Origin of the sequence: Sphingomonas changbaiensis NBRC 104936 (assembly GCF_000974765.1) — a bacterium.
Lineage (GTDB): Bacteria > Pseudomonadota > Alphaproteobacteria > Sphingomonadales > Sphingomonadaceae > Sphingomonas_B > Sphingomonas_B changbaiensis.
On sequence record NZ_BBWU01000025.1, the window covers coordinates 54401 to 80779 of the forward strand.

At 65.9% G+C, this 26379-nt stretch carries 26 protein-coding genes; 13 read left to right on the forward strand and 13 right to left on the reverse strand.

Annotated features, from left to right (window positions below; all coding sequences use genetic code 11):
- Positions 1–4: 4 nt before the first annotated feature.
- The 4 genes from glmS to glmU are packed head-to-tail and all read right to left on the reverse strand — an operon-like array spanning position 5 to position 3834.
- Positions 5–1828, reverse strand: coding sequence for a glutamine--fructose-6-phosphate transaminase (isomerizing) (gene glmS / locus SCH01S_RS06130; protein ID WP_046347902.1), 1824 nt, complete (start codon positions 1826–1828; stop codon positions 5–7).
- A gap of 15 nt (positions 1829–1843) precedes the next feature.
- A complete protein-coding gene (locus tag SCH01S_RS06135) occupies positions 1844–2209 on the reverse strand; it encodes a type II toxin-antitoxin system VapC family toxin (protein WP_046347903.1) in 366 nt (121 codons plus the stop codon).
- 6 nt (positions 2210–2215) lie between these two features.
- Positions 2216–2467, reverse strand: a complete 252-nt coding sequence (locus SCH01S_RS06140; protein WP_245612170.1) for a ribbon-helix-helix domain-containing protein — start codon at positions 2465–2467, stop codon at positions 2216–2218.
- A gap of 11 nt (positions 2468–2478) precedes the next feature.
- Complete coding sequence (gene glmU / locus SCH01S_RS06145; protein WP_084689427.1) at positions 2479–3834, reverse strand: bifunctional UDP-N-acetylglucosamine diphosphorylase/glucosamine-1-phosphate N-acetyltransferase GlmU; 1356 nt, start codon at positions 3832–3834, stop codon at positions 2479–2481.
- 46 nt (positions 3835–3880) lie between these two features.
- Here glmU and SCH01S_RS06150 point away from each other — a divergent pair, with 46 nt between their 5' ends.
- The 5 genes from SCH01S_RS06150 (at position 3881) to SCH01S_RS06170 (ending at position 8165) form a co-directional block, all read left to right on the forward strand.
- The gene (locus SCH01S_RS06150) at positions 3881–4558 is read left to right on the forward strand and encodes an HAD-IA family hydrolase (protein WP_046347904.1); all 678 of its coding nucleotides are present in this window, start codon (positions 3881–3883) and stop codon (positions 4556–4558) included.
- A 4-nt stretch (positions 4559–4562) separates the two neighbouring features.
- The gene (locus tag SCH01S_RS06155) at positions 4563–5663 is read left to right on the forward strand and encodes an ATP-binding protein (RefSeq protein WP_245612171.1); all 1101 of its coding nucleotides are present in this window, start codon (positions 4563–4565) and stop codon (positions 5661–5663) included.
- Positions 5664–5714: 51 nt separating this feature from the next.
- On the forward strand, positions 5715–6398 hold the full coding sequence (gene phoU, locus SCH01S_RS06160) for a phosphate signaling complex protein PhoU (protein ID WP_046347905.1): 684 nt from the start codon (positions 5715–5717) through the stop codon (positions 6396–6398).
- 17 nt (positions 6399–6415) lie between these two features.
- On the forward strand, positions 6416–7099 hold the full coding sequence (gene phoB, locus SCH01S_RS06165) for a phosphate regulon transcriptional regulator PhoB (protein ID WP_439645804.1): 684 nt from the start codon (positions 6416–6418) through the stop codon (positions 7097–7099).
- A gap of 139 nt (positions 7100–7238) precedes the next feature.
- The gene (locus SCH01S_RS06170; RefSeq protein WP_046347907.1) at positions 7239–8165 is read left to right on the forward strand and encodes a glutaminase; all 927 of its coding nucleotides are present in this window, start codon (positions 7239–7241) and stop codon (positions 8163–8165) included.
- Here SCH01S_RS06170 and SCH01S_RS06175 read toward each other — a convergent pair.
- A complete protein-coding gene (locus tag SCH01S_RS06175) occupies positions 8162–9175 on the reverse strand; it encodes a polyprenyl synthetase family protein (protein WP_046347908.1) in 1014 nt (337 codons plus the stop codon). The two genes, SCH01S_RS06170 and SCH01S_RS06175, sit on opposite strands and share 4 nt — an antisense overlap.
- Positions 9176–9255: 80 nt before the next feature.
- Here SCH01S_RS06175 and SCH01S_RS06180 point away from each other — a divergent pair, with 80 nt between their 5' ends.
- The gene (locus SCH01S_RS06180) at positions 9256–9537 is read left to right on the forward strand and encodes a chorismate mutase (protein WP_046347965.1); all 282 of its coding nucleotides are present in this window, start codon (positions 9256–9258) and stop codon (positions 9535–9537) included.
- A 51-nt stretch (positions 9538–9588) separates the two neighbouring features.
- Here the strand turns inward: SCH01S_RS06180 and SCH01S_RS06185 are convergent, their stop codons facing one another.
- On the reverse strand, positions 9589–10314 hold the full coding sequence (locus tag SCH01S_RS06185; protein ID WP_046347966.1) for a Bax inhibitor-1/YccA family protein: 726 nt from the start codon (positions 10312–10314) through the stop codon (positions 9589–9591).
- Between the two features lie 122 nt (positions 10315–10436).
- On the opposite strand from SCH01S_RS06185, the gene thpR reads away from it, so the two are divergent.
- From thpR to pnp, 7 genes are all read left to right on the forward strand, one after another.
- On the forward strand, positions 10437–10973 hold the full coding sequence (thpR, locus tag SCH01S_RS06190; protein WP_046347909.1) for an RNA 2',3'-cyclic phosphodiesterase: 537 nt from the start codon (positions 10437–10439) through the stop codon (positions 10971–10973).
- A gap of 50 nt (positions 10974–11023) precedes the next feature.
- Positions 11024–13294 (forward strand): phosphoenolpyruvate--protein phosphotransferase, encoded by a 2271-nt coding sequence (gene ptsP / locus SCH01S_RS06195; RefSeq protein WP_046347910.1) that lies wholly within the window; start codon positions 11024–11026, stop codon positions 13292–13294.
- Between the two features lie 51 nt (positions 13295–13345).
- Positions 13346–14200, forward strand: coding sequence for a helix-turn-helix domain-containing protein (locus SCH01S_RS06200; RefSeq protein ID WP_046347911.1), 855 nt, complete (start codon positions 13346–13348; stop codon positions 14198–14200).
- An 8-nt stretch (positions 14201–14208) separates the two neighbouring features.
- The gene (locus SCH01S_RS06205) at positions 14209–14565 is read left to right on the forward strand and encodes a DUF6491 family protein (protein WP_046347912.1); all 357 of its coding nucleotides are present in this window, start codon (positions 14209–14211) and stop codon (positions 14563–14565) included.
- A gap of 40 nt (positions 14566–14605) precedes the next feature.
- Positions 14606–15535, forward strand: coding sequence for a tRNA pseudouridine(55) synthase TruB (gene truB / locus SCH01S_RS06210; protein ID WP_046347913.1), 930 nt, complete (start codon positions 14606–14608; stop codon positions 15533–15535).
- Positions 15536–15549: 14 nt separating this feature from the next.
- The gene (gene rpsO / locus SCH01S_RS06215; protein WP_046347914.1) at positions 15550–15819 is read left to right on the forward strand and encodes a 30S ribosomal protein S15; all 270 of its coding nucleotides are present in this window, start codon (positions 15550–15552) and stop codon (positions 15817–15819) included.
- Between the two features lie 125 nt (positions 15820–15944).
- Positions 15945–18290, forward strand: a complete 2346-nt coding sequence (gene pnp, locus SCH01S_RS06220) for a polyribonucleotide nucleotidyltransferase (protein ID WP_046347915.1) — start codon at positions 15945–15947, stop codon at positions 18288–18290.
- Positions 18291–18388: 98 nt separating this feature from the next.
- Here the strand turns inward: pnp and SCH01S_RS06225 are convergent, their stop codons facing one another.
- The 7 genes from SCH01S_RS06225 to SCH01S_RS06255 all read right to left on the reverse strand — a co-directional run bounded on the left by SCH01S_RS06225 (position 18389) and on the right by SCH01S_RS06255 (position 26306).
- Positions 18389–19285, reverse strand: a complete 897-nt coding sequence (locus SCH01S_RS06225) for a DUF1259 domain-containing protein (protein WP_046347916.1) — start codon at positions 19283–19285, stop codon at positions 18389–18391.
- Positions 19286–19318: 33 nt separating this feature from the next.
- Positions 19319–20698: a chromate efflux transporter gene (gene chrA, locus SCH01S_RS06230; protein WP_046347917.1), complete on the reverse strand. Its 1380-nt coding sequence runs from the start codon at positions 20696–20698 to the stop codon at positions 19319–19321.
- Complete coding sequence (locus SCH01S_RS06235; protein WP_084689421.1) at positions 20677–21807, reverse strand: ornithine cyclodeaminase family protein; 1131 nt, start codon at positions 21805–21807, stop codon at positions 20677–20679. Before SCH01S_RS06235 ends, chrA begins: the two co-directional genes overlap by 22 nt.
- A 23-nt stretch (positions 21808–21830) precedes the next feature.
- Positions 21831–22643 (reverse strand): chromate resistance protein ChrB domain-containing protein, encoded by an 813-nt coding sequence (locus SCH01S_RS06240; protein ID WP_046347918.1) that lies wholly within the window; start codon positions 22641–22643, stop codon positions 21831–21833.
- A gap of 473 nt (positions 22644–23116) precedes the next feature.
- A complete protein-coding gene (locus SCH01S_RS06245; RefSeq protein WP_046347919.1) occupies positions 23117–25435 on the reverse strand; it encodes an EAL domain-containing protein in 2319 nt (772 codons plus the stop codon).
- Positions 25432–25833, reverse strand: a complete 402-nt coding sequence (locus SCH01S_RS06250; RefSeq protein ID WP_157032830.1) for a hypothetical protein — start codon at positions 25831–25833, stop codon at positions 25432–25434. The genes SCH01S_RS06245 and SCH01S_RS06250 overlap by 4 nt, the downstream gene beginning before the upstream one ends.
- A 152-nt stretch (positions 25834–25985) precedes the next feature.
- Positions 25986–26306 (reverse strand): hypothetical protein, encoded by a 321-nt coding sequence (locus SCH01S_RS06255; protein ID WP_046347921.1) that lies wholly within the window; start codon positions 26304–26306, stop codon positions 25986–25988.
- Positions 26307–26379 lie beyond the last annotated feature (73 nt).

The window sequence follows — 26379 nt, forward strand, 5'->3', positions numbered from 1 at the left end:
GGATTTACTCGACGGTCACGCTCTTCGCGAGATTGCGTGGCTGGTCGACGTCCGTGCCCTTCACCACTGCCACGTGATAGGCGAGCAGCTGCACCGGCACGGCATAGACCAGCGGCGCGATCAGCGGGTGGACCTTGGGCATCTCGATCGTCGCGAGCGCGCCTTCGCCGGCCTGGGCCAGCCCTTCGGCGTCGGAGATCAGCACGACCTTGCCGCCCCGGGCCTGGACTTCCTGCATGTTCGACACGGTCTTGTCGAACAGCGGGCCCGAGGGCGCGATCACGATCACCGGCACGCTTTCGTCGATCAGCGCGATCGGGCCGTGCTTCATCTCGCCCGCGGCATAGCCTTCGGCATGGATGTAGCTGATTTCCTTGAGCTTCAGCGCCCCCTCCAGCGCCAGCGGATAGTCGGGACCACGGCCGAGATACAGCACGTCGCGCGCGCCGGCGATGGTGTGCGCCATGCCCTCGATCTCGGCGTCATGAGCGAGCGCCGCGTTCATCGCAGCGGGCACTTCAGTCAACTGGCTGACCAACTCCGCTTCTTCTGCTTCGCTCAGGCGCCCTTTGGCGCGCGCGAGATTGGCGGAGAGCGCCGCCATCACCGCGAGCTGGCAGGTGAAGGCCTTGGTCGAGGCGACGCCGATTTCGGGGCCCGCATGCGTCGGCAGCAGCAGGTCGACTTCGCGCGCCATCGACGAGGTCGGCACGTTGATGATGCCGGCGGTCGTGACCCCGCACGCCTTCATGTGGCGCAATGCGGCGAGCGTATCGGCGGTCTCGCCCGATTGCGAGATCACGAGGCCCAGCGTGTTCGCGCCCAGCACCGGCTCGCGATAACGGAACTCCGACGCGACATCGACCTCGACGGGCACGCGCGCGAGCTGCTCGATCCAGTATTTGCCGATCGCACCGACGTACGAGGCGGTGCCGCAGGCGACGATCGCGACGCGCTCGACGGAACCCAGGTCGAACTCCATGTCGGGCAGCGCGACCTTGGCTTCGAGCGTGCGGAGATACGAACTCAGCGTCTGCGCGACGACGACCGGCTGCTCGTAAATCTCCTTCTGCATGAAATGGCGGTGATTGCCCTTGTCGATAAGGGCGCCGGTGATGCCGGACATGGTGATCGGCCGCTCGACGGGATTATTGTCCTTGTCGAAGATCTGGACGCCGGAGCGGCGCACGACCGCCCAATCGCCTTCGTCCAGATAGGCGATGCGCTGCGTCAGTGGCGCGAGCGCGATCGCATCGGACCCGAGATAATTCTCGTTCTCGCCATAGCCGACGACCAGCGGCGCGCCGAGCCGGGCGCCGATGATCAGGTCCGGATCGCTCTTGAACATGATCGCCAGCGCAAAGGCGCCGTGCAGGCGCGGCAGCACGGCCTTGACGGCATCTTCCGGCGACGCGCCGCGCTCAACCTCGCGCGCGACCAGATGGCCGACGACTTCGGTGTCGGTCTGGCTTTTGAAGGTGCGTCCCTCGGCGATCAGCTCGTCGCGGAGCGGCTTGAAATTCTCGATGATGCCGTTGTGGACCAGCACCACGTCGCCGACGATGTGCGGATGGGCATTGTCCTCGGTCGGCGCGCCGTGCGTTGCCCAGCGGGTATGGGCAATGCCGCTATGGCCGGGCAAATGCTCCTGCCCCAGCTTGCGGGCGAGGTTGTTGAGCTTGCCTTCGGCGCGCTGCCGCTCGATCCGGCCGTCATGGACCGTCGCGACGCCAGCCGAGTCATAGCCGCGATATTCCAGGCGCCGCAGTCCCTCGACCAGCCGCTCCGCCACATCGTCCATGCCCAGAATGCCGATAATGCCGCACATCAGACTTGCCTTCGTTCAGAGTGTGTATGGAACGCGGATGCCCGGCATGTTGGCCGGAAAATCCTTGGTGTTACGGGTGACCAGGATGGCGCCGTTCACTTGAGCGGTCGCAAGAATGATCGCGTCGAGCAGCTTCATCCGGGTGCGAAAGCGAATGTCTGCCGCGGCCATGCAGATTCGACTGTCGATTTCCAGGACCTCGAATGGCGCGATGAGGCTTTGAACATGAGCCCGTGTCTCAAGCGGCTCGCCAGCGAGAATCTCCGTCCAGGTGACGCGGCTGATTCGGTGCCGTCGATAACGCGACAACTCACTCTCGGCTCCAGGCCGGTCGCGCAGCCAGTCGATCACGATGTTGGTGTCAAAGATCGGATCTGACATGCGCGGTCAGTCGAAACCGCGGTCTTCGCGGATTCGACGCTGATAATCGACGCCGTCGCCGATATCGTCGCGATCCTTCCAATATCCGCGGCCGCGCCCGATCCAGTCCTTCGGCTTCTCCGCACGATAGAACGAAACGGCCTCCCGAACGAGAGCCGTCCGCGATTTGCCGGTCTCGGCAGCCTTCTGGTCCAGCCAGCGGATATCCTCCTCGGGAATGTCGACGATCGTGCGCATGATATCATGATATCGCATCATGATATCAGATTTCAACCAGCCTTCTTGCGGGCCTGCATCATCGCGCGGAATTTGGCGGCCCAGCCGGATTTCGCCTTCTGGTCACCGCGACCGAGCGCGAGAGCGTCGGGCTCGACGTCGCCCGTGATCACCGACCCGGCGCCGACGATCGCGCCGCCGCCGATCTTCACCGGCGCCACCAGCGCCGAGTTGGAGCCGATGAAGGCGCCCTCGCCGATCTCGGTCCGATATTTGAAGAATCCGTCATAGTTGCAAGTGATGGTGCCCGCCCCGATGTTCGCACCGGCGCCAATCTCCGCGTCGCCGAGATAGGTCAGGTGGTTGGCCTTGGCGCCTTCGCCCAGCCGCGCCTTCTTCACCTCAACGAAATTGCCGACCTTCGACTTGCGACCAAGCTCCGCACCGGGACGCAGCCGCGCATAGGGCCCCACCTCCGCACCGGACGCGACATACGCGCCTTCCAAATGGCTGAAGCCGTGGATGGTGACGCCGTCCTCGATCGTCACGCCGGGCCCGAACCAGACGTTCGGCTCGACCGTCACGTCACGGCCGAGCTTCGTATCGTAAGAGAACCAGACCGTCTCGGGCTCGATCAGCGTCGCACCGTCGGCCATCGCCTGGGTGCGCCGGCGCTGTTGCCAGGCACGTTCCTGCTCTGCCAGTTCCGCGCGGCTGTTGATGCCAGCAACCTCTTCGGCCGCGGTTTCGATCACGGCCGAGGCCCGGCCGTCCGCGCCTGCGAGCATGACGATATCGGGCAGATAATATTCGCCGGCCGCGTTGTCGTTCGTGACCCGCCCGAGCAGCGCGAACAGGTCGCGCGAGCGGACCGCCATCAGCCCCGAATTACAGAGCGTGACCGCACGCTCCTCGGGCGACGCGTCCTTGAACTCGATCATCTTCACGACGCGACCGCCGATATCGGCGATCACGCGGCCATAGGCGACCGGGTCGTCCGGGCGGAAGCCGAGCACAACGGCGGCGGGCGCATCACTCCCATCGAGCCGATCGACCAGGCGGCGCATCGTCGCCGCGCTGACGAACGGAACATCGCCGTACAGAATCAGCACATCGCCATCGAAGCCGGCCAGCGCCGCCTCCGCTTGCTGCACCGCATGTCCGGTGCCGAGCTGCGGGTCCTGCACGACGATGTCGATGCCGCGCCCGGCCAGCGCCTTTTCCAGCTGCTCGCGGCCGCTGCCGACCACGACGACGGTCCGTTCGGGCGCCAGTTCCTGCAGGCTCGCCAGCAAGTGCATCAGCATCGGTCGGCCGGCGATCGGATGCAGCACCTTGTGCAGGTCGGATTTCATGCGCGTGCCCTTGCCCGCAGCAAGGACGATGGCGGCGAGAGGACGACTGGTCACGCCGGCGCGCTTGCCACGGCCGCCCCTCACGGGGCAAGGCCCGGCTATGGGACGCGCATTCGATATTGTCGGTTTCGACCTTGATGGAACCCTGCTCGACACCAGCGCGAGCCTCACGCGGGCCGTCAATTACACGCTGGCGAAGGCGGAGCGGCCGCCGCTCCATATCGATGAAGTTCGGCCGATGATCGGCGGCGGCGCCAAGCGCATGCTCGAAAAGGGGCTCGAAGCGTCCGGCGGCTATGATCCGGAAGACATGCGCCGGCTCTATCCGATCCTCCTCGATTTCTACGGCAAGAATATTTCGGAAGGCAGCGTCCCCTACCCCGGCCTGATCGATGCGCTCGACCGGCTCGAGGCCGACGGCGTTCGTCTTACGATTGTCACGAACAAGTTCGAGAGCTTCGCGGTAAAGCTGCTGGACGAAGTCGGCCTGCTCGGCCGCTTCGCCGCGGTGATCGGAGGCGACACGATGGGCAAGGGCAATGCAAAGCCGAGCGCGATGCCGATCCGCGAGATGATCGTGCGCGCAGGCGGCGGAACGGCGGCGTTCCTTGGCGACTCGATCTACGACATGCTCGCCGCAAAGAATGCCGGGATACCCAGCATTGCGGTCAGCTTCGGCTTCCTGATGGGCCCGGTCGAGGAGCTCGCAGCCGATGCGGTGATCGACCATTATGATGCCCTCATTCCCACCCTCGCCAAGCTGGCAGGGCGGAGCTGAACGCGTGCGGCGCCCCTTCGCCAGCCTAGTTGGGGCGTTGCGGAGAGGATCGACCGAACGGGCTCCGGCGCCCGCGTCGCCCGCCCCCGCGCAGCCGAGCGCCTTCGAGCTGGTCGAGGCATTCGGAGACCCGGTCCTTGTCGTCCGGAGCGGCCGGATCGAGGCGGCGAACGAGGCTGCCCGCAAGCTTCTGGGCTCTCACATCGTCGGCGAAGACGTGCGGATTGCGATCCGTCACCCGGCCGCAGCCGAACGATTGACCAGTTCGGCCGAGATGCCGGGCGGCGATCCGATCGAGTTGGTCGGTCTGGGCGGGCGCGACAGTCGCTGGCAGATGAACATCGCCGGGTTGGGCGACGATCGTACTCTGGTCCACCTGGTCGATCGAAGCGAAGGTCACGCGGCCGAGCGGATGCGGGTCGATTTCGTCGCCAATGCGAGCCACGAATTGCGCACGCCCCTTGCCGCCATCCTGGGATATGTTGAGACACTGGACGACGACGCTGCGCTGTCGGACCCGGCGACACGCAAGCGTTTCCTTCGAGTAATTCACGACGAAGCGTGGCGCATGCACCGGCTGATCGAAGATCTCATGTCTCTCTCGCGGATCGAGGCGGAGAAATTTCGCGCGCCGGAAACCGCGGTCGATCTGGGCGAAGTGGTCCGGGAGGTTCATGCCGTAGTGCGCGATGCCGCCGACCCCCGCAGCCGCGACGTCGTCTGCGATATTGACGAGAGCCTGCCGCCCGTCGCAGGTGATCGCGCACAGCTGTCGCAGCTGCTCCACAACCTGGTCGGCAACGCGATGAAATATGGCCGCCCCGGCACGCCCGTGACGATCAGCACCGGCCGCGGGCCAGGATCGATGATCCGCCTCTCCGTCGAAGACGAAGGCGAGGGCATCGCACCGGAGCATCTGCCTCGCCTCACCGAACGCTTCTATCGCGTCGACAAGGAGCGCAGTCGTTCGGTCGGCGGCACGGGCCTGGGACTCGCGATCGTGAAACACATCGTCGAGCGGCACCGCGGCCGGCTCGATATCCGCTCGATGCCAGGTAAGGGCACCAATATTAGCGTGCTGCTTCCACCGGCGCGCCTGTCATGAAACTGCAATGCTGATGTAACAGGGGTCGCGAAAGCCAGTTGAGGGGCCGCAGTGACAGACCACACGTTGAAAGCCTTTGACGATGAGATCGTCGAACTGCGGGGCCTGATCTCCGAAATGGGCGGTCGCGCCGAATCGGCGATCGACCGGGCGGTCGAGGCGCTGTCCCGCCGCGATCTCGACCTCGCGCGAACGGTCGTCGCCGAAGACAAGCGGATCGATGAGCTGGAGATCGCGATCGAGCGATTGGCCGTGCAGATCATGACGCTGCGGGCGCCGATGGCCGACGATCTGCGCGAGACGGTCGCGGCGCTGAAGATCGCCGGCGTTATCGAGCGGATCGGCGATTATGCCAAGAATATCGCCAAGCGGGTCCCGCAAATCTCCCGCTCGTCGAAGATCGAAGCGCTGTCCGTCCTGCCGGCAATGGCGGAACTGGCGAGCGACATGCTCCGCGACGTGCTGAACGCCTTTGCCGCCCGCGATTGGCAAGCCGCGGTCGAGGTCAGCAATCGCGATCGGGCCGTCGACGATTTCTACAACAGCATCTTCCGCACGCTGCTGACCTTCATGATGGAGAATCCCGCGACGATCGGAGAGGCGGCGCACCTGCTGTTCATCGCCAAGAACCTCGAACGCATCGGCGATCATGCGACCAATGTCGCCGAGATGGTCTATTTCGCGGCGCGCGGCGAATATATGCCCGATCGCGAACGCGGCGAGCCGGCGGTCTGAGCGTGACCCAGCCCCGGATGCTGCTGGTCGAGGACGACGCGGCGCTCGCCGAATTGCTCATCTGGCATTTCAGCCGTGAAAATTTCGAGGTGCGCCAGACCGGCGATGGCGAGGAAGCGCTGCTGCTCGCGGAGGAGAGCCCGCCCGACCTGGTGCTGCTGGATTGGATGATCGAGGGAACCTCCGGCCTCGAAGTCTGCCGCCGGCTCCGCCGCATGCCCGCGACGCAAAACGTGCCGATCATCATGCTGACCGCGCGCGGCGAGGAAGAGGATCGGGTCCGCGGCCTCGAAACCGGCGCCGACGATTATGTGACGAAGCCGTTCAGCCCGCGCGAGCTGGTGGCGCGCGTCGGTGCGGTGTTGCGGCGCGTGCGCCCCGCGCTCGCCGGCGAGCAGCTGAGCTATGCCGACGTTGAGATGGACACGGTGAGCCACAAGGTGCGGCGCGGCGGAACGCCCGTGGCGCTGGGCCCGACCGAGTTCCGCCTGCTCCGCCATTTCCTGGAGCATCCCGGCTGGGTCTTCTCGCGCGAGCGGCTGCTGGACAGCGTCTGGGGTCAGGACGCGGAAATCGAGCTTCGGACCGTCGACGTGCACATCCGGCGCCTGCGCCAGGCGATCAACGCCGGCGGCCGGCCGGACATCATCCGCACGGTCCGTAGCGCCGGCTACGCGCTGGACGCAGACGGCAAGCTCTGAAGCCTCGAAGCGACGCGACCAGGCATCTTGAACCTGGTTTGGCCTGAGCTTGTCGAAGGCCTCCCTTGTTCTTTTGCACCGAGCGGAAGAAGGAAGGGAGGGCTTCGACAAGCTCAGCCCAAACCGGGGGAGTATCTGGATGGACTTGTCAAAAATGGTCGTCGAGATCGCGTCCGAAATGGCGGCCGAAACCGACCGCGGCCACGTCGCAGACTATATCCCCGCTCTTGCACGCGTCAGCCCTGATCAATTCGGGATCGCGGTGGTGACCGCCGACGGCACGGTGCACGCGGCGGGGGATGCGGAGACGCCGTTCTCGATCCAGAGCGTGTCCAAGGTGTTCGCACTGACATTGGCGCTCGACCGCATCGGTGAGGCGCTGTGGCACCGGGTCGGCCGGGAGCCGTCCGGCTCCGCTTTCAATTCGATCGTGCAGCTCGAAAGCGAACGCGGCATCCCGCGCAACCCGTTCATCAATGCCGGCGCCATCGTCGTCAGCGACGCGCTGCTGGCCGGCCATGACGCGCGTGAGACGATCGGCGACCTGCTGCGCTTCGTCCGCTTCCTCGCCGAGGATGACGGCGTCGAGATTGACAGCGAGGTCGCCCATTCCGAGGCGGGCACCGGCTTCCGCAATTTCGCGCTCGCCAATTACATGAAGGCGTTCGGGAATCTCGGAAACGCGGTCGAGGACGCGTGCAAGGTCTATTTCCACCAGTGCGCACTGACGATGAGCTGCTGCCAGCTAGCCAAGGCCGGTCGCTACCTGATGACCGAAGGCATTCATCCTGGCAGCGGCACACCGGTGATCACGCCCGAACGCGCGCGCCGGATCAGCGCGCTGATGCTCACCTGCGGCCATTATGACGGATCGGGCGAATTCGCCTTTCGCGTCGGCATTCCCGGCAAATCGGGAGTCGGCGGCGGTATCCTTGCGATCGTTCCGGGCAAGGCGTCGATCGCCGTCTGGTCGCCCGGCCTCAATGAGCGCGGCAACTCCAAGCTCGGCAGCCTCGCGCTGGAACGCCTGGCCGAACGGACCGGGTGGAGCGTGTTTACCGCTTAATAAGCCCGCGCCACTGCGAAGCCGACGGCTTCGGTGAGCGCAGCCTTTGCGGCACTCGCACCGAAGCCGCCGAGCGCGTCGATCGCGCGCTGGCCGTAGTGACGCGCGCGTTCGATCGTGTCGTCGATGGCCCCCGTCGCGCGGAGCAGGCCGGTGGCGTGTGCAAGATCGGCGTCGGAAACGCGGTGACCCATCATCGCGTCGCGCCAGAATGCCTTGTCGGCGGCCGAACCCCGGGCGTGGGCGAGAATGACGGGCAGCGTCACCTTGCCGTCCCGGAAATCGTCGCCGACGCCCTTGCCCATCGTCGCTTCGTCCGAGGAATAGTCGATCGCGTCGTCGACCAGCTGGAAGGCGATGCCCAGGTTGCGGCCATAGGCGTCGAGCGCGAGCTCTTCCGCCTCGGGCCGTTCCGCGACCACCGCCGCGATCCGGCAGGCGGCGGCGAACAGCGCCGCGGTCTTTGCGCCGATGATGTCGAGATAGCGTTCCTCGCTGGTCTCCACCTGGCGCTGCGCAGTGAGCTGGTTGACTTCGCCCTCCGCGATCACCGCCGAGGCGTTGGAGAGGATGCGCAGCACCTTTAGGCTGCCGTCTTCGACCATCAGCTCGAACGAGCGGCTGAACAGAAAATCGCCGACGAGCACGCTCGCCGGATTGCCCCAGATGATGTTGGCGGTGCGGCGGCCGCGGCGCAGATCGGAGCCGTCGACGACGTCGTCGTGCAGCAGGGTCGCGGTGTGGATGAACTCGACTGCGGCGGCGAGCTTGTGGTGCCGTGTGCCCGGATAATCGAGCAGCCGCGCGCAGGCGAGCGTCAGCATCGGCCGCATCCGCTTGCCGCCGCCCGCGATCAGGTGACCGGCAAGTTCCGGGATCAGCGGCACGTCCGACTGCATCCGATCGAGGATGACGCTGTTCACCGCGTTCATGTCGTGGGCGACGAGGCGGAGCATCGGATCGAGGGAGGGCGCCGGACCGGCGTCGATGCGGTGAAGGGTGGCGCTCATGCGCGCGCCATGTGGCGCGCCGCGTCCGCGCTTGCAAGCGTCGCTTCGGCATGGAAACGATGCACGGCAAGGGAGGCCGCATGACCGACGACCAGCTGACGCGTTATCGCCAGAGTATCGACAATATCGACGCCGCGCTCGTCTGCATGCTCGCGGAGAGATTCAAGATCACCCAGGCGGTCGGCGCCTACAAGGCGGCGCAGGGTCTGCCGCCCGCCGATCCCGGCCGCGAGGAAGAGCAGATTGCCCGTCTCCGCCGGCTCGCCACCGGGGCCAATCTCGATCCGGAATTCTCTGAGAAATTCCTGCGCTTCATCATCGACGAGGTGATCCGCCACCACGAACGGCTGCAGCCCAAATGAAAAGGGCCCGGCGAGTTTCCCCGCCGGGCCCATTGTCGGATTTGCCTCAGCTTAGTTGCGGCGACCGCCGAACAGCTGGAGCAGGAACATGAACATGTTCACGAAGTCGAGATAGAGCTGCAGCGCGCCCATCACGACCGCCTTGCCGGCGAAATCGGTGCCGGCGACGTAGGAATACATGCTCTTGATCCGCTGCGTGTCGTATGCGGTCAGGCCGGCGAACAGCAGCACGCCCAGCACGCTGATCGCGAACGCCATCGCGCTCGACTGCAGGAAGATGTTGATCACCATCGCGACCAGGATACCAACCACGCCCATGATCAGGAACGTGCCGAAGCCCGATAGGTCGCGCTTCGTCGTGTAGCCGTACAGGCTCAGGCCGGCGAACGCGGCCGCGGTCGCGAAGAAGGTCTGCGCGATCGAGGTGCCGGTGAAGACCAGGAAGATCGAGGCCATCGACAGGCCCATCACCGCCGCATAGGCCCAGAACAGCGCCTTCAGCGTTCCTTCCGAGATGCGATTGATGCCGAAGCTCATCACCATCACGAACGCAAGCGGGGCGAGCATGACGAGCCAGCGCAGCGGGCTGTTGAGCACCGGCACGATGAAGCTCGACGATGCGAACAGCAGCGCGACGATGCCGGTCAGCAGCACGCCCGATGCCATATAGTTGTAGACGGACAGCATGTAGCTCCGCAGGCCGGCATCATAGTCGGCGCGGGCTCCGACCGACGACGGCGCCGAAACGGTCGCGCGGGGGTCAGTCCAGTTTGCCATCGAAAACATTCTCCTTTGCCCGGCCTGATGCCGGATGGGTCGAATATCGTTACATCCAGAGTGCGTTTCAAGCGAAACCGAACAGGGCGACACTTTGTTACAAAGCGCCCTAAAGAGAAATCATGCACCGCCTGTTCGCCGCCATCCGCCCACCTGCCACGATCCGAAGCGCGCTGATCGATTTGATGGAGGGGGTGAAAGGCGCGCGCTGGCAGGATGACGAGCAGCTTCACCTGACGTTGCGTTTCATCGGCGAGGTTGACGGCCGTGTGGCGGAGGATGTGGCAGCCGCTCTCGGCACCGTCCACCAGCCGCCCTTCTCGATCGCGCTCGACGGCGTCGGCCAGTTCGGCAGCCGCGGCCGCGCGAATGCGCTTTGGGCCGGCGTCAGGCCGCACGAAGCGCTCAGGCATCTGCATCGCAAGATCGACCAGGCAATCGTCCGCGCCGGCCTCGAACCGGAACGGCGCGCCTATCTGCCGCACATCACGCTGGCACGTTTCGGCCGGGAAAGCGGTGGGCTCGACGCGTTCCTGGCGCGCCACGCCGGATTGCGCAGCGATCCCTTCGAGGTGACGGATTTCGCCCTGTACGAAAGCCGGCTCGGCCACGAAGGCGCGAGCTACACGATCGTGGAACGTTACGACCTCAGCGCCTGATCTGTTCATTTTGTTAGGACGTGCTGCCAGGCATTTGCTAGCAGCACCCCATGGCCGTCAGCACCGCTTCATCCGCGCGCGAGATCCTGACACGACTCCATGACCTGATGGCATCGCGCGCCAACGCCCAGACCAAGCTCAACCAGGTGGTCGGCATCATCGGCGAAGCGACGTCGAGCGAAGTCTGCTCCGTATACCTGCTCCGCGACGGCGCGCTCGAGCTGTTCGCGACCCGCGGGCTGAAGGAAGAAGCGGTCCACGTCACCAAGCTCGCATTGGGCGAGGGACTGGTCGGCAGCATCGCCGAGCGGGTCGAGATGCTTAACCTCGACGAAGCCGCCGCCCATCCCGATTTCGCGTACAAGCCGGAAACCGGGGAGGAGCGCTTCCACAGCTTCGCGGGCGTCCCGATCATCCGCCGCGAGCGGGCGGTGGGCGTGCTCTGCGTCCAGCATACCGAACCCCGGCGCTACGAAGATGTCGAGATCGAGGCGCTTCAGACGGTGGCGATGGTGTTGTCGGAACTGATCGCCAATGCCGGTCTGATCGACGGCCCGGCGGTGGAGGCCCGCCCCGCCTCGACCGCGGCGCTGCGGATGGGCGGCCAGAAGCTGGTGGACGGGATGGCGCGCGGCATCGCAGTCTACCACCAGCCGCGGATCACGATCGAACATACCGTGGCCGAGGACATCGAGGCCGAACGGCGGCGCGTCTATTCGGCTTTCACGAAGATGCGCGAGCAGATCGACTCGATGGCGGCGCAGGCCGAGTTCGGCGTCGGCGGCGAGCACGACGAAGTGCTCGAGACATACAAAATGTTCGCCTATGACGAAGGCTGGTCGCGGCGGATCAACGAGGCGATCGACAGCGGTCTGACCGCCGAAGCGGCGATCGAGCGCGTGCAGCAGCGCACGCGGATGCGGATGCGCCAGATCGACGATCCGCTGCTCGCCGACCGGATGCACGATCTGGAGGATCTGTCGAACCGGCTGATCCGCATCGTTTCCGGCCAGCTCGGCACGGCCGCACAGATGGGCCTCAGGCAGGATGCGATCCTGATCGCGCGCAATCTCGGGCCCGCCGAGCTGCTCGAATATGACCGTCGCCGCCTGAAGGGCGTGATCCTGGAGGAAGGATCGCTGACCGCTCACGTGACGATCGTCGCCCGGGCGATGGGCGTGCCGGTGCTGGGACGCGTGCACAACGTGCGACGGCTGATCGGCGAAGGCGACCATCTGCTGCTCGATGCCAGCCAGAGCGCCGTCTATGTCCGGCCCAGCCCCTCGATGGAGGAGGCGTTCGAGGCCAAATTGTCGTCGAGCGCCAAGCGCCGCGCCGCCTACGCCGCGCTGCGCGGATTGCCGCCGATCACGAAGGACGGCCAGCGCATCACGGTCATGGTCAACGCAGGTCTCCGCGACGATGCCGCCGCGCTGGACCTGACCGGCGCCGACGGCATCGGCTTGTTCCGGACCGAGTTCCAGTTCCTGGTCTCCGCGACCCTGCCTCAGCGGGAACGGCAGCAGCGGCTCTATCGCGACGTGCTCGACGCCGCGCGCGATCGCCCGGTGGTGTTCCGCACCGTCGATATCGGCGGCGACAAGGCCCTCCCTTACATGCGCGCCGAGGAATTGGGCGAGGAGAACCCCGCAATGGGCTGGCGCGCGCTGCGCGTCGCGCTCGAACGCAACGGACTGATGAAGGCGCAGGCCCGCGCGCTTCTGGAAGCGGCCGCCGGCCGTACGCTGAGCGTCATGTTCCCGATGGTCTCCGAGCCATGGGAATTCGACGCGGCGAAGAAGATCTTCGATGCTCAGCGCGACTGGATCGCCTCGCGCCACCGCCCGTTGCCGGCGCAGATCCGTTACGGCGCGATGCTGGAAGTACCCGCCCTTGCCGAATGCCTCGACCTGCTGCTGCCCAGGCTCGATTTCCTGTCGATCGGCACCAATGACCTGACGCAGTTCCTGTTCGCGGCCGATCGCGCGCACCCGAAGCTCGCGGAGCGCTACGACTGGCTGAGCCCGGCGATCCTGCGCTTCCTGCGCCGGGTGTCGCAGCCGGCCAAGGAACGCGGCATCCCGGTGACCGTCTGCGGGGAAATGGGCGGCCGCACGCTGGAAGCGATGGCGCTGCTCGGGCTGGGAATCGAGCGGCTGTCGATCACGCCGATCGCCGTCGGCCCGATCAAGGCGATGGTGCGGTCGCTCGACCTTGCCAAGCTGAGGGCGGAAATGGACGGCTGGCTGGTCCGCCCGCCCGCGAACCTGCGCGAGACCCTCTTGAGTTGGGCGAACGCGCACGCCGTGGAACTCGCCTGAGTTGACAAGCCGATCAGGCTCCGGTGACAAGCCTAGGAAAAGGGGCGCGCAATGATGACCGAAACTGAGCCGACCAGCGGCGCAACGGCAGGCACCGAGCTTCGCCAGGCACGCGAAGCGGCCGGACTGAGCCTGGCGGACGTGGCGGCAAAGACCCGCATTCCGCAGCGTCATCTGGAAGCGATCGAGCGCGACGATTTCGATGCGCTTCCCTCGATGACCTACGCGGTAGGGTTCGCCCGGGCCTATGCACGCGCCGTCGATGCGGACGAGGTCGCCGTGGCGGCCGCCGTGCGCAGCCAGCTTGAGCATGGCGGGCGGACTCGCCTCGAATATCAGGCGTTCGAACCGGCCGATCCGGCGCGCGTGCCGCCGCGGGCTTTGGCCTGGACGGCGGCGATCATCGCTCTGCTGATCCTGGGCGGCTATGGCTTGTGGCGCGCGACCTGGCGCGACGGCGCCGCCCCGGCTCCTGTTGTCGCCAGCGCTTCCCCCGCCCCTGTCGCGCCTCGTCCAGCCGCGGTCGCGGCGGCCGTACCGACGCCGACGAGCGGCCCGGTCGTGCTGACCGCGACCGACACGGTCTGGCTCCGGATCAGCGACGCGACCGGCCAGCGGATGTTCGAAAAGGAAATGAAGGCGGGCGAAACCTATACGGTCCCGACCGATGCCAACGGCCCGACGATCATGACCGGCCGTCCGAACGCATTGCGCGTGACCGTCGGCGGTGCCGAAGTGCCGCCCCTCGGCGAGCCCGAAAAGCGGATCAAGGGCGTCGGCATCAGCGCCGAGGCGCTTCGCGCGCGCACCGCTGCTGCCGGGGCGAGGCCTACCCCTGCAGCAACCGCGGGCCCCGCGCCCACACCGACGCCGCTGGTCAGCCCTGGTTCAGCCCCCTCCCGCTAGACGGGAGCATGCGTAAAATTCTGAGTCTCGCGGTCGCGTTGGCGGCGGTCACGCCCGCGCTCGCCGCCGCGCAGCCAGCCGAAAAGCAGGCCAGCATCCCGTTCGTCAATCACGGCGGCATTCGGAACTTCGATGCGGTCGATCGGGACACGCTCTACATCGAAGGCCAGAACCGCCACTGGTATCGTGCCGAGCTGATGGGCTATTGCCCCGATCTCGGCTTTGCCCAGGCAATCGGCTTCGAGACCCGCGGGCCCGACACGCTCGACCGCTTCGGCACGCTGATTGTTCGCGGCCAGCGCTGCCCGTTGAAAAGCCTTGTCGAAAGCGGTCCGCCGCCAAAGAAGGCGAAGCACCACTCCTAAACCGGTTGGTTGTGCGCCGGCGGGCCGCTAAGCGCCCCGGGTGCACGGCTGGATCATTCTCGACAAACCCCTGGGCCTGGGCTCGACCCAGGCCGTGAGCGCGGTCAAGCGGGCGCTGCGGACCGGCGGCTATCCGAAGCTGAAGGTCGGCCACGGCGGCACGCTCGATCCGCTCGCGAGCGGCGTGCTCCCGGTCGCGATCGGCGAAGCGACCAAGCTCGCCGGGCGCCTGCTCGACAGCGACAAGGTCTATGAATTCACGATCCGCTTCGGCGAGCAAACCGATACGCTGGATGCCGAAGGCGAGATCATCGCCTCATCCGATGTTCGACCGAGCGCAGATCAGATGGAAGCGATCCTCCCCCGCTTCACGGGCTCGATCGAACAGATTCCACCTGCCTTTAGCGCGCTCAAGGTGGATGGCGAACGCGCCTATGATCTCGCTCGGGCCGGCTCGGAGGTCGAACTCGGCGCGCGCCGAGTGACGGTGCATGATCTTCGCGTCTTTGCGTCTTCGCGTGAACAAAATGGGTTCGCGCGAAGCCGCGAAGACGCGAAGGAAGAGCTGGAAAGCATCACGTTGAGCGCCCATGTATCGAAAGGAACGTACATCCGCTCGCTGGCGCGAGATATTGCGCAGGCGCTTGGCACCGTCGGGCATGTGACCATACTTCGCCGCACCAAGGCCGGTCCCTTCACTCTCGATCACGCGATTTCGCTGGACAAGCTGGACGATCTCGCTAAGGGCCACGCGCTTGAACAGGTTCTCCTGCCGTTGAGGGCGGGGCTGGACGACATCCCGGCTCTTTCCCTCACCCCCGATCAGGCAGGGCTGCTCCGCAACGGGCAGCAATTGGTCGGGATCGCCGCTCCCGATGGCCAATGCTTTGCGATGCTGGGCTCGACACCCGTCGCGCTGGCGGAGGCTAAGTCCGGAACGCTCCGGGTCGTGCGCGGCTTCAACCTCTAGACGAAAGGACAACGATGTCGATTACCGCAGAGCGCAAGCAGGCGCTGATCAATGACAATGCCCGGGGCTCGGGCGATACCGGTTCCCCCGAAGTGCAGGTCGCGATCCTGACCGAGCGCATCGCTAACCTCACCGAGCACTTCAAGACCCACGCCAAGGACAATCACTCCCGCCGCGGTCTGCTGATGCTCGTCAACAAGCGCCGTTCGCTGCTGGATTATCTCCGCAAAACGGACGCGCAGCGCTACACCGATCTCATCGCGAAGCTCGGCCTTCGCAAATAACCGGAACGGCCGCCGATACAGGCGGCCGTTTCTCTATCCGCCACGCGCAATGAGGCGCTCGGCGGCTGGGCCATTCAGGCTCATCACAGGCCCCGCGGGAAGGTCCCGCGGATGAAGGAAATCAAATGTTCGACACCAAGAAAGTATCGATCGAGTGGGGCGGAAAAACCCTGACACTCGAAACGGGCAAGGTTGCCCGCCAGGCCGACGGCGCGGTGATCGCGACCCTCGGCGAAACCGTCGTCCTCTGCGCGGTCACGGCCGCGAAGTCGGTCAAGGAAGGCCAGGATTTCTTCCCCCTGACCGTTCACTATCAGGAAAAATTCTCGTCGGCCGGGCGCATCCCGGGCGGCTTCTTCAAGCGCGAGCGCGGCGCCACCGAGCGTGAGACGCTCGTCAGCCGCCTCACCGACCGCCCGATCCGGCCGCTCTTTCCGGAAGGCTTCTACAACGAGATCAACGTCATTGCTCAGGTCATGAGCTATGACGGCGAGAACGAGCCGGACATTTTGGCGATGATCGCCGCGTCCGCCGCTCTCACCCTTTCGGGCGTGCCGTTCATGGGCCCGATCGGCGCCGCCCGCGTCGGCTACAAGGATGGCGAGTATCAGCTGAACCCGACCGACGCCGAGATCGCCGAAGGCGAGCTCGACCTGGTCGTCGCCGCCACGCACGACGCGGTGATGATGGTCGAATCCGAAGCCAAGGAGCTGTCGGAAGACGTGATGCTGGGCGCGGTCATGTTCGCGCACAAGGCGTCGCAGCAGGTCATCGACGCGATCATCGACCTGGCCGAACAGGCCGCGAAGGACCCGTGGGAGCTCGCCGAGCAGGACGACAAGTCCGCGATGAAGGCCGAGCTGAAGAGGCTGATCGGCGACGATATCGCGAAGGCCTACAAGACCACGCAGAAGTCCGACCGTGCCGCGCAGCTGAACGCCGCGCGCGACAAGGCGAAGGCCGCGATGGCCGACAAGACCCCGCAAGAGCAGATGGCCGCGATCAAGCTGGTCAAGAAGCTCGAGGCGGAAATCGTCCGCACCGCGATCCTGAAGGATGGCCGCCGCATCGACGGCCGCGACACGAAGACCGTCCGCCCGATCGAGGCCGAGGTTCACTTCCTGCCGCGCGCGCACGGCTCCGCGCTGTTCACCCGCGGCGAGACCCAGACCATCGCCACCTGCACGCTCGGCACCAAGGACGCCGAGCAGATGATCGACGGTCTGAACGGCCTCTCCTACCAGCACTTCATGCTGCACTATAATTTCCCGCCCTATTCGGTCGGCGAAGTGGGCCGCTTCGGGGCGCCGAGCCGCCGCGACATCGGTCACGGCAAGCTCGCCTGGCGAGCGCTGCACGCGGTGCTGCCGACCAAGGACGAGTTCCCGTACACGATCCGCGTCACCTCCGACATCACCGAGTCCAACGGCTCGTCGTCGATGGCGACGGTGTGCGGCGGCAGCCTCGCGCTGATGGACGCCGGCGTGCCGATCAAGCGCCCGGTTTCCGGCATCGCGATGGGCCTGATCCTGGAAGGCAAAGACTTTGCCGTCCTGTCCGACATCTTGGGTGACGAGGATCACCTGGGCGACATGGACTTTAAGGTCGCCGGCACCAGCGAGGGCATCACCAGCCTTCAGATGGACATCAAGATCGCCGGCATCACCGAGGAAATCATGCGCACCGCCCTCGCTCAGGCGAAGGAAGGCCGCGCCCACATTCTCGGCGAAATGGCGAAGGCGCTGGGCGAGACCCGCTCCGAGCTGTCGGCCCATGCGCCGAGGATCGAGACCATGCAGATCGACAAGTCGAAGATCCGCGACGTCATCGGCACCGGCGGCAAGGTGATCCGCGAGATCGTCGCGACCACTGGCGCCAAGGTCGACATCGATGATGAGGGCGTGATCAAGATCAGCTCGTCGGACCTCGGCCAGATCGAGGCGGCTCGCCAGTGGATCCGTGGCATTGTCGAGGAGCCGGAAGTCGGCAAAATCTACAATGGCAAGGTCGTCAACATCGTCGACTTCGGCGCGTTCGTGAACTTCATGGGCGGCAAGGACGGGCTCGTCCACGTCTCGGAGATCAAGAACGAGCGCGTCGCGAACGTCGGCGACGTCCTCTCCGAAGGCCAGGAAGTGAAGGTCAAGGTGCTGGAGATCGACGGCCGCGGTAAGGTCCGCCTGTCGATGCGCGTCGTCGACCAGGAAACCGGTGCCGAGCTGGAAGACACCCGTCCGCCCCGCGAACCGCGCGAAGGCGGCGACCGTGACCGTGGCCCGCGCGGGGACCGCGGCGATCGCGGCCCGCGTCGTGATGGCGACCGTGGTCGTGGCCCCCGCCGCGACGGCGATCGTGGCCCGCGCGGCGACCGTGGCGACCGCGGCCCCCGTCGTGACCGCCCTGAAGGCGGCCGCGACGAAGGCCCCGAGCCCGAATTCGCGCCGGCCTTCCTGAAGGGCGGCGACGAGTAAGTCTCGCCCCTCCGGCGCCAAGCCAGAAGATCAGGCCTCGCGGGCGACCGCGGGGCCTTTTCTTTTGCGAATTTCGACCGGGCCAAGGCGGCCGTGGATCAACGTCGAAGCTTCATCTGGTCGAGCGCGGCGCGCATGCCCTTCGCAAGCTTCACCGCATCGTCATTGGCCCAGAAATGCATGAAAAACAGACGCGGCTCATCATCCAGCATGTGATTGTGGAGCGCCTCGACGTCGATCCCGTTCGCGCGCAGCGTGCGGAGCACTGGATTGACCTCGTCGGCCGTCAGCACAAGGTCGCCCGCAATCGCAGCGCGGCCGTTGCCGGTCGGCTGGAAATTGATGCCTATCGCGGAGCCCATCGCATCCGGAAGCGCCATCCCACCTTCGCGCGGCGTTTCGGCGCGGGAAATGCTCACGGCATAGACGCCGCCGTTCACCTTGCCCTTGTGCCCAAGCGCCTGGTCGATACCGTCCGTATTGAGATCGAACGGCGCGGCGGCAGGAGCAGGCGCGCTCGCGTTGGCCGCCGGGAACGGCGTCTTGCTGAGCGCCAGCGCGGAACGAAGCGTCGCGGCGAGCTTCGCGCCGTCACCCTGTCCTGCGACGTGCATGTACATGGTATGGGGCGTGGAGCTCAGCAGGTGGTTGTGAAGTGCGGTGATCTCGATGCCGCCGTCCACCAGCCGCTTCATGACCGGATTCACCTCGGCATCGGTCAGCACGAGATCGCCCATCAGCATCGTTTCGTTTCCGGCGCCGTCGCGCATGAACGCCACCCATGATCCAAGCGCCAGCGAAGGCTTCAGCACGACGCCGTCGATCGTGACCTTGAGATCGCTGCGAGGAAGCCCAACGCGATACACGCCGCCAGGCATTTCGGCGCCCGGTTTGCCAAGCGCAGCGGCGATCGCGTCTTCCCAGGGTTCGGCCGCAGCGGCGCCGGAAGCGACCGCCAGCGCGGCGGCGGCGAGGATCAGGCGATATGACGGCATCCCGATTTTCTCCCTGTAATGGTCGATCGTTCCTCAAATCGCCCCCAGCACGTGAAGCGCGATGCCGGCGGCGGACGACGCCGCAAGCGTCGGGATCATGCCGGTTCGGAAGCGGAACATGGCGATCACAGCTCCGATCGATAGCAACAACGCCCATGGATCGAAACTCGCAAGCACCGGCATGTCGAAACGCACCGGGCCAGCACTGGTCGCCACGGTCTGCCTGAAGACGGTATGGATCGCGAACCAGATGGCGAGGTTCAGAATAACGCCGACGACAGCGGCGGTGATCGCGGAGAGCGCGCCGGCGAGGGCGCGGTTGCCGCGCAGCCGCTCGATGAACGGCGCGCCGAGGAATATCCAAAGGAAGCAGGGCGTGAAGGTGACCCAGGTCGCAAGCAGCCCGCCGAGCGTGCCGGCCAGCAGCGGCGAGAGGCCGCCGGGGTCGCGGTAGGCGCCAAGGAATCCGACGAACTGCAGCACCATGATCAGCGGCCCCGGCGTGGTCTCTGCCATGCCCAGCCCGTCGAGCATCTCGCGGGGCTGGAGCCAGTGATAGTGATCGACCGCCTGCTGCGCCACATAGGCGAGCACGGCATAGGCGCCGCCGAACGTCACCATCGCCATCTTCGAGAAGAAGATTGCGATCCCGCTGAACGTGTCGTCCGGGCCCAGCAGAAGCACGAGCGCGGCGACCGGGGCGAGCCAGAGCATGAGCCACAGCGCCGCTACGCCCAGCGAATGCCTCGCCGTCGGGCATGCATGGTCCGGCAGATCTTCGCCGAGCAGCGTATCGGCTTCCTCGATGATCGCGCCGGGCTTGGACCCGTGGCTGCCGCCGATCGCAAAGGCGGTATTGCCAGCCCGCCCCCCGACATAACCGATCAATCCCGCGCCGAGGACAATGACGGGAAACGGCACCCCCAAAAAGAAGATCAGCACGAACGCGGCGGCGGCGAGCGATCGCATGCTTCTGTTCTTGAGCGCGCGGCTGCCGATCCGCTCCACCGCCTGCAGCACGATCGCGAGCACGGCCGCCTTCAATCCGAAGAACAGCGCCGACACGATCCCGATCCGGCCGTAGAGCACGTAAAGCCAGCTCAAAGCCATGATCGACACGATGCCGGGCAGGATGAACAGTCCGCCCGCGATGATGCCGCCGCGCGTCTTGTGCATCAGCCAGCCGACATAGGTCGCGAGCTGCTGTGCCTCGGGACCGGGGAGCAGCATGCAGTAATTGAGCGCATGCAGGAACCGATGCTCACCGATCCAGCGCTTCTCCTCAACGAGAATGCGATGCATCACCGCGATCTGCCCGGCGGGGCCGCCGAACGAGATCGCGGCCACCCGCGCCCAGGTCCAGAAGGCCTCGCGAAGCGAAACAACGTGCCTCACGCCGCGAGCGCTATGCATCGCATCCCTCCTCGCGCCAGGGCACGTTCGTAGATCACCGCCGCCGACGCGACATCCTGCAGCGCCGTCCCCGTTGAATCGAACAAGGTGATCTGCTCAGGCGAGGTTCGTCCCGGCTTGGCGCCGCTGACCAGCTCGGCGAGTTCGGCATGAACGCAGCCGGGGTCCACACCCGCCGCGAGGGCGTGACGCAAATCTCCCATCACCGCGCACTGGGCTCGCACGTCTGCGACCACCAGCGCCGCCTCGAACAGCGCCGGCTTGACCTCGTTTTTCGCGGAGCTGTCCGCTCCCACCGCGGCGACAAACGTTCCCGGCCCGACTTGATCCGGACCCAGGAATGGCTCTGTCGCCGTCGTGCAGGTGACGACAACGTCCGCCGCGTCGCCTTTCGGCAGGTCTGCAACGGCTTCGGCGCCTTCTTCGCGCCCATATTGTTGCGCCCGCCCAAAGTCCCGATCCCAAGCCAAACATTGGGCCAGCGGCAGCACTTCGCGCAGCGCCCTTAGTTGCGCTCGTCCCTGCGCTCCACATCCACAGACCAGCAGCGTCCGCGAGTCCGGCCGGGCGAGATGGCGCGCCGCGAGCGCTGTCGCCGCCGCCGTCCGGCGCAGCGTCACTTCGATCGAGTCCATGATTGCCAGCAATGCTCCGGTTTCCCCGTCGCACAGCAGAATCGCACCCTGGATTGTCGGCAGCCCCCGATCGGCGTTCCCAGGAAAATTGCCGTTGAGCTTCAGCGCGACATAGTGCCGGTCAAGCTGCAACGCGGCACGTCCAGGGCGGCGGAACGGAAGCGCTTGGGGCGCGACATAGTGCCGGTCAAGCTGCAACGCGGCACCCTTCGCATGAAAGGCGCCGCCCGAGCCTCCGATCTCCATCGGCAGAGGCGCTGCGGCGCGACCCTCCGCCGCCGCTCGAAAGCCGGCCTCCACTGCCGCAACCCAATCGGCGGGGCCGATCAGTCCGGCAATGTCGCGGCGGCCGAGCAACAGGACGCCTTCTTCGTGATGAAACGATCGGGCAATGGTGTCGACCACGCTGCCAACCCACTGCCCAAAGGCATGATGATGAGCGAGCCACATGCTCGCCTCCAGATCCTCTCGCATGGCAATGCCCTTTCGCCCGAGGATCAGACGTGCGCCGCGCTGCGCGGCGTGTGCGACACCCAGTCGTGCGTCTCTTCGACCGCATCCCGGCACCAGCGATAAAAGGCGTCATAGAGCAGCATGCCAGCCTCGAGCTGCGCGTGATCGTCGGCGAAGATGCGCGACAGGCCGAGCGAAGCCGCGAGCAGGCCCGCTGCCTGCGGCGCGATTTCCGGCCGTGCCGTGTCCGCGCCGCGCACGATGGTCGCCAGCCGATCGAGCCCGGGCCAGCCGCTGAGGCCAAATTCCTCGACCATTGCGTCGAAGGTGCAGAGCTCGCCGCGATGGCTCCAGAATACGCCTTCGACGTCGAACGGCGCCGCATCGAGCCGTTCTCCTGCCGCGGCTACGTCATTGGGTGCCGCGAACAGGATGGCGGCCCCTGGATCGACGAAGCGCCGGATCAGCCATGGGCAGGCGATCCGGTCCACCTTTGGCCGCGCGCGCGTGATCCAGCGCGTGGCGCCGGCAGGGTCGCGGGGTGGCAGCACACTCTCGCGCACCAAAGGCAGGCCGACCGCACCCCATGCCTGGACGCCGCCTTCCAGCAGCTCGGCATCAGCGCCCGCATGGCGCAGCCAGGCAGCAACGCCGGAGCTGGCCACACCGTCGTCGCAGATCACGACGACAGAGCGCCCCACCAGCGCTCCCGCCCATTCGGCGACTCGCTCCGGATCGCGGCGCATGGCGCTGGGGACGAAATCCCCCGCCGCACGAAGATCGATCAGCATGGGCGCTCCAGGCGTCCCGATCAGGCGGCTCAATTTATCGGCTTTGATGGCACCAAGTGCAGGCATGGCAGCGTCCTTTCAAATCCAGTCAGGACGCGATTCTTCAGCCTGCCGCCTCGTGGGGAGATCGCGGTCCCCATGCACGGACTTTGCTCCTCCGAAGGTGCGATTTCAAGATCCGACGTGGCGTCGGTAAAACGTCGAGCGCGACGTGGCAGCAGCGCGATCTGGGATGACGTGCACGCGAGCCAGCGCACGGAAGCTGGAGACCATCGGAGCGACGGCTGAGCGGCTTTTGCTTCAACCATGATGCGGCGTTGCAGGCCATCCGCGCCGAAGCCAAAAAAAGGCTCCGCCGCAGCGGAGCCCCTGTCTGGATGCCTTGGAGGCTTAACGCCAGCCGAAGAACCCGCCGATGAGTTCCCAGACGCCACGGCCATTCGGCTGCGGCCGCTTCGATACCGACTTCTTCGCCATAACGTTTCCCCTTCAAACAGGGCACGCGACTCGTGACCCTGTTGTTAAGGTTAACGTTGCGTTTACGATATGACAAGCCGGACCCGATCGGGCGCGGCGCTGTCCTCCAGCAGTACGATCAGGTCCGGAAGCGGAATGGGGCGGCTGAGCAGATAACCCTGGGCAACATCGCAGCCGAGCTTCTTCAAAAGGCGAAGCACGCCCTCGTTCTCGACGCCCTCCGCGACGACGCTGCGACCCAGCCGGTGGGCCATCTCCAGCGTCGCGCGCACCAGGATCAGATTGTCGCGATTTTCGTCGAGGTCGGTGATGAAGGTGCGATCGATCTTCACTTCGTGCGACGGCAACCGGGCCAGATATTCGAGCGTGGCGTTGCCGGTGCCGTAATCGTCGATCGACAGCTTCACGCCGGTCGCGACCAGCCGCTGCATCGTCTGGATGCATCCGGGAATGCCGAGCAGGTCGCCGATCTCGGTGATCTCCAGCGTCACGTCGGCGGCGTCCACGCCATGCCGGGCGAGCGCTTCAGCCACCCGCTCGACCAGGTCGCGCTCCTCCAGCATCTTGGGCGACAGATTGACCGAAACGCCGAGCGCATGGCCCGCCGCCTGCAGGCGCGCGAGATCGGTCAGGGCGCGATCGAGTACGAAATAGGTCAGCGCAGCGATCTTGTTGTGGGTCTCGGCGGCGGCGATGAACTGGTCGGGGCTGAGCGGCCCGACCATCGGATGGTTCCAGCGCACCAGCGCTTCCATCCCGACAATCTCCCGCGTCGCGAGGAGGACCTTGGGTTGATAGGCGACCCAGATCTCGCCGCTGTCGATCGCGAAATCGAGACGGCCCATCAACGACAGCTGCCAGGATGCGGCGTGCGAGCGCTGCGCATCGTAGAGCTTCCAGATCTCGTTCGCGCGCGCGGCCTCCTCGGCGCTGAGCGTGGCGCTGGCGATCCGGCTCTTCAGCGGCCGGTCGATGCTGCAGTCGATGCCGAAGGACGTGAGCAGGTCCACGCTACGGTCACCGAGCTGAATCGGCTGGGCGAGCAGCTTGTGCAGGCCGCGAAGGTGCTGCAGCAATTCGTCGGAAACCGGCCGGCGACACGCCCAATAGAGCCCGTCTTCGCCGTGATACAGCGTGTCGGCGTCGCCGGCGACACGGAACCGGCGCTCGATCTCGCGGATCAGGGCGCGCTCGACATCGTTGGGGAAGCTGGCGAGAATCTCCGCAAGATTGCGGAGCTTGATCGCGATCACGGTCGGGGCGTCCCCGGCCTCTTCGACCAGGGCGACCAGGTTCGGCAGGTCCGACGCGGCATTCGTGCGGCGTGTCGTCTCCACCCGGGCCAGGCTCATGCCGCGATAGCTTATGATCGAGAACAGCAGGACGGCAGGAAAGACATCGACCTCGATCAGCCGAGAGGCGAGGAAGACCGGCAGGCCCGCAAAGGTCGCCAGCGCGAGCGCGATGGTCAGCAGCCGCGTCGATTGGCGGCGGGCGAGCAGGAACAGGCAGGACAGGGCAAACGCGCAGCCGAACGGCGGCAGCCATCCCCAATCCTGCGGCGTTCCCGCCCGAAGCGTCTCGGCGCCGATGGCGTGAAAATAGACGCCCGCGAACCGGCCCTGGAACAGGATCGGATAAACGTCGCGCAACGTCGGCGACGTGGGACCCACGAGCACGTCCTTCCCCGCAAGCGCGCCTTTGGGCAGCGTGCCGTCGACGACGTCGACGAAGCTGTAGGTCGGGATCGTCCGCATCCGGATCGACCAGTCCGGCCGGTAATAGCGTTCTTCAAGTGCGGGCAAGCGAGCGATCTCGCTAGAGACCGAGGGAACAAGCTTGCCCTCGAAGCGATCGGCGAGCGTCAGCTTCGCCGAGAGCATGAAGGGGGTGTTGCCGCCGTTCAGCGAGCGGTAGGGCGCGACCTTGCGAAAGAGCGGGCGTGGCAAGGTCTCGACCCGGCCCTCGGATTCAGCCGGCGGGCTGAACGCCCCAAGGAAGACGCGGCCGTGATGACGCGCAAGCGCCGCCGCGAATGCGGCATCGTCGCGGGGGTTCGTCTCGTCTGCATAGACGCGATCGAAAAAGACGCGCCGCGCACCGGCGGCGAACAGCGAGTCGATCAGCTTCGCGTCGATGCGGCGCGAGAAAGAGAAGCCGCCGTAGCGGGCACCGGTCCGGTCATCGACGCCGACGACGACGATTTCGCCGCTTGCGGGCCGGTTGCGCAATGTATCGCGCGCGGCTTTGAAAATGTCGTCCAGCGGCTCGCCGGCCTCGATCGCGCCCAGCACGATGCAGATCGCCAGCGCCCAGAACAGGATGCGCAGGCGCGGCTTCGACCGGGCGGCGTCGCGCAACGAGACCAGGCCGCTCCTCATCCGACGTGCTTCGCCAACAGCAGCGCGGCGGGGCCGAAAAATGCGATATCGCCCGACCAGCGGTCTTCCACCCAGGGGCGCAGCAGCGTGAATTCGCCGAGCAGCGGATAATGGACTCGCGCGACATTGCCGGTGATGCTGGTGATCAGGAACGCATCCCGATCGCCGAGCGCCAGCACGGGCAGTTCAAAGGACGAAAGCTCGTCCCAGGCGGCGGCGACAATGCCGATCGCCAGATGCGCCGCCGCGCTCTGCAACTCGGCTGCGGCAGCCGCACAGTCCAGAAAGCCTTCCGGGTCACCGCGCCCATGCGCTTCGAGCAGCAGCTTGAAGCCGCGTGCGACATGGTCGCCCCAAAGCGTCAGCGACGGCATGTGCGGACTGGCAGCAGCAGACATGCGTCGGCAGCTAGCGTCCATCCAATGAAGAAAGCGTATCTTTCAACCGCCCGGCTCGGGACATGAAAATGGCCGGCGCCCCTGTTGGAACGCCGGCCACCTTGCGACCCGAAAGGTCTCGGGTTCTTGTCTCTTCTGCGAGTGACCAGGGTTTAACGCGGATGCCCGGCCTGCGTTCCCGTCGGACGTCCGGCGATCAGCGCGTTTTTCTGTTCCCTGGTCAAGGCGTTGGCATCGAGATCGGAATCCCGGATCGCCTGCGCACGGTCCTCGCCGGCGCTGCGGACGATGTTCGCCTGCTGCTGGACGGCATCTGCCCTGAGCGCGTTGGTCATCTCGTCGCTCGCCTGATCCATCGCGGCGGCACGATTGTCGGCATTGTCCTCGACCTTGTCGGCGATCTTGTCCCTGCCGCTGCTGCTGCATGCGCCGAGCAGAGCCAGGGAGATCAGTAGTGCGGACAGCCTAACCATTTCCGCCTCCACGTGAATTGCCGCAACAGAGCGCGCGACGCGGGCCGGAAGTTCCCTGATCCAGGTTAGCCGA